At 71.1% G+C, this 471-nt stretch carries 1 protein-coding gene; it reads left to right on the top strand.

Annotated elements, in window-relative coordinates:
• Positions 1 to 49: 49 nt before the first annotated feature.
• Positions 50 to 471: hypothetical protein (locus AC5RWQ_RS30405; protein ID WP_494286032.1), on the top strand; the 422-nt coding region annotated here is incomplete at its 3' end.

The raw sequence follows: 471 nt of genomic DNA, 5'->3' as shown, positions 1-471 counted from the left end.
CTGTACGGCGGGCGCAGACGCCGCTGAGCCGTACGCATCCCCTTCGTACGTGAACGACATCCTCATCCGACAGAAGGTCCGCATGATCAGTTACCCGGAGCCCGGCGATGCCTCCTCGCGCCTGACGCGGCATCAGGCGTATGTCCGCTGGATCGAGACGACCTGCCGCACCGACCCGGGCGCACGTACTGTCCTGCGCAAGGGGCTGCGGCGCAGCCCGGACGACATCGCCCACACCCGCGGAATGCACCGGTTGCTCACGCCCTGGCTGCCGAAGGGCCCGGACACGGCTGGCAGCGAGCAGCGGGCCTACTTCACCGTGGCGTCGCTGATCGCCGCGCAACCCCGCCACAGTTTCACCGCACCCGACGAACCTGGGGCGCCCGATGGAGTCGGCTCCGACGGTACGGCGGCGCCGCAGGCGGATACGCCCACCGAACCCCCGCCGGGTTCTGGGCCCGCCCCCGGGGA

The organism is Micromonospora sp. BS32, assembly GCF_059089345.1.
This window is presented reverse-complemented; position numbering and strand designations above follow the sequence as displayed.